Origin of the sequence: Arthrobacter sp. BE255 (assembly GCF_031457335.1) — a bacterium.
Classification (GTDB): Bacteria; Actinomycetota; Actinomycetes; order Actinomycetales; family Micrococcaceae; genus Arthrobacter.
Window position 1 is genome coordinate 1 of sequence record NZ_JAVDWK010000027.1, and the last position, 4,754, is coordinate 4,754.

The 4,754-nt window shown below is 63.5% G+C and carries 3 protein-coding genes; 1 reads left to right on the top strand and 2 read right to left on the bottom strand.

All coding sequences use genetic code 11. From position 1 onward, the window contains the following. Window positions 1-93: 93 nt before the first annotated feature. Window positions 94-840 carry an aspartate/glutamate racemase family protein gene (locus J2X42_RS23240; RefSeq protein WP_310168491.1) on the top strand — a complete coding sequence of 249 codons (747 nt, stop codon included), beginning with the start codon at window positions 94-96 and terminating at the stop codon, window positions 838-840. Between the two features lie 1,379 nt (window positions 841-2,219). Here J2X42_RS23240 and J2X42_RS23245 read toward each other — a convergent pair. Then, window positions 2,220-3,071 carry a class II fructose-bisphosphate aldolase gene (locus tag J2X42_RS23245; protein ID WP_310168493.1) on the bottom strand — a complete coding sequence of 284 codons (852 nt, stop codon included), beginning with the start codon at window positions 3,069-3,071 and terminating at the stop codon, window positions 2,220-2,222. A gap of 84 nt (window positions 3,072-3,155) precedes the next feature. After that, on the bottom strand, window positions 3,156-4,625 hold the full coding sequence (locus J2X42_RS23250) for a four-carbon acid sugar kinase family protein (protein WP_310168495.1): 1,470 nt from the start codon (window positions 4,623-4,625) through the stop codon (window positions 3,156-3,158). Window positions 4,626-4,754 lie beyond the last annotated feature (129 nt).

A 4,754-nucleotide genomic window follows, 5' to 3' on the forward strand; every position in this document is an offset into this window, starting at 1 on the left:
GCACGGGGCCCACAAAGGGCCCCGTGCTCACCCCCACCCACTCGGGCAAGCACACGGACCAAAGCCCGCATCTCCAACTAGTTGGAGCCACCCATGCATACCAGATCTGCCCTGATGCATCTTCAGTCGCGTCAGGCACCCACACCAAAGGAAGTAACCAGCGTGCCCAAGAAGATCGCGATTCTGCACACAAGCTTTGTTTTCGTTTCCGTCGAGCCTGTGATCAATGACCTCATTGCTGAGCTCATTCCCGATGCTGAAGTCATGCACTTTGTAGACTCTGACGTTTTGGCCACAGTTGTGCGCGAGCAAGGTATCTCCTCGAATAGCGAGGCACGAATGACGCATCTTGCCCAGGCAGCAGAAGCAGCAGGTGCTGACATCATCTTCTCCGCCTGCTCTTCGTTGGGGCCCGCTCTGGACGTCGCAGCCCGGAATGTTCACACACCGGTGGTCAAAATCGACGAGGCGATGGCGATGCGAGCCGCTCGTGAAGGCAACCGCATTGGCGTCCTGGCCACCGTACCCACCACGCTTGGTCCGACGTCTAATCTGATCCAGGCAAAAGCAGATGAAATCGGGCGCAGCATCACACTCGAGCAGCGGTTGTGCGAGGGAGCGTTTTCAGTCCTCATGTCGGGGGACCGCGAAAAGCACGATGCGATGATCATTGAGCAGGCGACGGATCTCGCCAAAAACGTTGACATGATCGTTCTTGCGCAGGCATCCATGAATCGTCTTGCGGGGGTTCTCCAAGAGACGACCGGGATGACAGTGCTGTCGAGCCCCCGTATCGGCGTGGACTACCTCGCTCAGCGCGTCGCGGAGCTCCCCGCGTAACACCGTACCTAAACCGAGAACATATGGTTGGCCGAGCAGCGCCACCGAGGGGTGGGGTACTGACGCCCCCTTATATGAGCCCGTTTTCGTGCTCTCATGCTGACGGCTTTCCCCACCTCTGAAGTGCACAGCGGCGGCCGCCTGAAACAGCCGTACCGAGCGTGTCGGTCTGCAACGCAAAACGCGGAGGATCTTTGAACAAGAACGGGCCACGCCGTTGGCTATGGATGCTGATCGCCTCCACTGTCATGTCCCAAATCGCCCTAAATCTTGTAAGGCCCTTGATTTCCTACAAAGTCCTGGCGATGGGCGGCGACTCCATGACTGTCGGTCTAACGTCGGCATCGTTTGCACTGGTACCGGTGGCGGCTGCCCTATGGCTCGGCAGGATATCGGATAGGCGCAACTCGTTGCGGGACAATCGGCCATCGCGAGATTCGTACCCGCAAACCTTCTGGATGCGGCCTTCGGGTGGTTCACTGCTTCTGTCGCTGTCGGCCAGATGGTGGGGCCTCTCCTAGCAGGCTTTGCCACGGGATCCTCGGAAGCAGTCCCTGCTGGGATGCGGCTTTCAGACGCTTATACCGCACTCCTCATTGCCGGCATTAAATCTGTGCTCGCCGTTCCGTTCGCCGTCGGGACTGCGGCGAAGCAAGCGCCCAGTGACAGAATAGAAGCGGGGCCGCCGTCCCGCCCAGATCGATTGTCTGCTCTCCTTCTGTACCCGACAGTGCGGACAAACGTGGTGGCGAGTCTTGCCCTGCTGGCCACCACGGACATCCTGGTAGCCTTCCTCCCTCTTTTGGGAGAAGACCGAGGCGTGCCCCTCTAATTATTGGCATCCTCCTGGCAACGCGGGCGGCTGCGTCCATCGCTTCCCGCCTGTTGCTGCCCGTCCTTCTCACCCGCTGGAGCCAGGCTGCCCTCGTTGTAGTCAGTCTCGCGGGAGCGGGAACCACGCTGGCATTGGTGCCTTGGTTACTCGACCTTTCGTGGGTTGCAGGAGCCCTGTTGGCCATCAGCGGGTTCTTCTTGGGCTTGGGACAGCCAATCACGATGGCGCTCGTAGCCAGGCCGTTCCGCCCGCTTCCAGAGGAGCGGCACTTGCCCTGCGCCTACTCGGCAATCGGGCAGGCCAGGTAGGCCTGCCCGCCGCAGTGGGGCTGCTGGCGGCTCCCGTTGGGCCCAGCGGAGCGCCCGGGATGTCCTGCGCTGTGCTCGCGGCCGCGTCGGTGCGTTGGCCTACTACCGAGCGCGACCCGGCTTAGGTCCTGCAGACAACCCACGGCACGCCTGATGATCGCACAGCTCCTTCGCTACTGTTCGGCAGTTTGACGATCGATTGTGGCGCAGTCACCCGGTGACATAGGGGAGTGAGCCTAACGGGTGAGGGTTTCCAGCGCGCTGGCCGCGAAGTTCCTGGCTGAGCTGGTCCAATGCCCAATCAGGCTCTGGATGTCCTCGCCGTTGGCCCTGTGCCGTGGCAGTTGCTCCTGCAGGGTGGCCAAGATGCCGGTGCGGAGCTCGGTATTGAAGTTGACCTTGCCAACATTCATGGCCGCGGCCCTCTCCAGTTCCACGGCGGGAATGCCGGATGCGCCGTGCAGCACCAGGGGAATATGAGTTCGGACCGCGATGTCCTGCAGCACGTCCCAGCGTATTTGGGGCTTACCCTTGTACTTGCCGTGGACGTTGCCCACCGCAACTGCCAGCAGTTCCGCCCCTGTGCGGGAGACGAAGTCCTCCACCTGGGCGGAGTCGGTCAGGCAGGCCACGGCAACGCCGGACTGGTCAGCCCCGAAAGCGCGGTCCTCGTCTCCGGCGAGGCCCCCAAGCTCGGCTTCAAGCACGACGTCGGCACCCAGCAATGCACGGGCCGCCCGGACCAGCGCGATGTTGTCTTCGTAGGGAAGGGAGGAACCGTCCGCAAGAACGGAATCCGCCCCCGCCGCGGCGGCTTCGGCCATCACTTTCAGGTCTGAAGCATGGTCCAGCTGGACCGCCACGGGAACGGCGGCGGCGTCCGCCAGGCCCCGCAGGGCTGCGATTAGCCGCAGGCCGTTGGGGGTTGCGGCCGTTTTGGGGGCCACGAGCAGGATGACCCCGCGGCCGGCTTCCTCTGCAGCGCCTACAACAGCCAGGGCGGTGGTGAAGTCGTAGCAGGTGAACGCGGGAACGGCCGAGCCGTGCTGCAGGGCGGAGGTGACCAGGTGGTTCAGTCGGGTACGCATCAGGCGCCTAGGCCTTTCATTAGGATCCAGTGAAGAAGGTCAGGACGATTCTGGCTCGGCTCATGTTCGTCCTAAATTTCCGGGTTAGAAGGTGTTGCTGAGCTTGCGGGTGACGTCGGCGAGCGACTGGTCATCGCCCACGTTTCCGGCGAACACGATGTACGGGATGCCCTTGGCGGGACCGTCCACCGGCTCCCAGAGCGAGACGATGCCCGGCAGCATGGGACCGCGGACAATGGCGTGCCGGATTTCCAGGCCGTGCGCGGCGACGTCGGAGGACGTAATGCCGCCCTTGGCAATGACAAAGCGCGGCGGGAAGGTCTTGAGCGTCCGGTTCACCACAGCGACGACGGCGGCAGACACAGTGCGTGCGATCCGCAGGCTTTCGGCGGGACTGTCGGTCTTGATCAGCAGGCGGCTGGTGTGGACGATCACGTCACCGCCGCGCAAGGCCTCCACGACGGTGTCCACGGTCTGGTCCAGGTAGGAGTCGGCGGACTCGCCCAGCAGCTTCTCGACGTCGATTTCCACAATGCGGGCCGCGCTGTGCTGTTCGGTGAGGGCCTTGAGCTGGCGGGTGGTGACGCCCACGTGGGAGCCCACCACGATCAGGCCGCCCGCGGTGGACGGGGTGTTGCCGGCGTAGGCTTCGGCTCCGCTGAGTTCTTTGCGGATTTCCTGGCCGATCCGGGCACGGCCGAACGGCGGGCCAACACGGTAAAGCAGTTTCTTGCCGCGCCGTTCGGCTTCTTCCAGGCCCAGGGACAGGGCGCGGAGGTCGTTTTCGGTGACGATGTCGGCCACGATCGGGGTGGAGTTTGTGGCGGGCGCAATGGCGTCGGCGATGGCGTTGGCGGTGACCTGCGGGTCCGTTGAGGCGCGGATGGTGTTCAGGTCCAGCACGATCACGGATTCTGCGGCGAAGCGTCCCTGCGACTTCTCCTCCACGTACTTGGCCATGTCCGAGTTGGCGAAGCCGAAGGTGGCGTCCTTGGCGAATTCGGTCTCGGCCACGGGCGTGAGCTTGCCGGCGTCCTCTCCGGTGCCGCGCATGTAGTGGACGCCGCCGATGGTCACGCGTCCGGCGTCGGGAAACGCCGGGACCAGGACCACGCCGTCGGTTGCTTCGCCGCTGACCTCGGCCACGGTGGCCGCGATGACGTCGGGTTCGAGCGGGTAGTGGCCGCGGAGGGTGGAGTCGCTGCGGCTCACAAAGCCCAAGCGCAGTGCCTCAGGCGACCCCGCAGCTGCGAGTGCATTGCGGACCACTTCTTCATTGCGGGCGGCGGCTTCGGCGGGGTCCAGGCTGCGGGTATTAGTGAGGACGTAGACGGCGGGCTTGGACTGGCTGAAGGCCCAGATGAAGTCTTCAACGTCCCAGCGGGTGAGGACGGGCAGGTCCGCAACGGACTGCGTTCCGGTGGGGTCGTCGTCGAGCACCACCAGGACACGGGGAATCTCCGTGTTGGAAGAGACAAGGGCGTTAGCCACGGTCTGGGCGGAGATCGGGACCTCGGCCGGGTAGGTGGCCAGAACGTCTGCTTCAAGCGTCACTATGTACTCCGTTGTAATGAAAGGTTCGGTAAAGCTCAATTCGTGCTGGTTGCGTCCGAATTTGCTGTATATCTGGTCACTTGCCCGAGTGGGTGGGGGTGAGCACGGGGCCCTTTGTGGGCCCCGTGT

Excerpts from the sequence above, each read along its gene's own strand:
- J2X42_RS23240 (WP_310168491.1), top strand. The coding sequence starts at position 94 with ATGCATACCAGATCTGCCCTGATGCATCTTCAGTCGCGTCAGGCACCC.
- J2X42_RS23245 (WP_310168493.1), bottom strand. The coding sequence starts at position 3,071 with ATGCGTACCCGACTGAACCACCTGGTCACCTCCGCCCTGCAGCACGGC.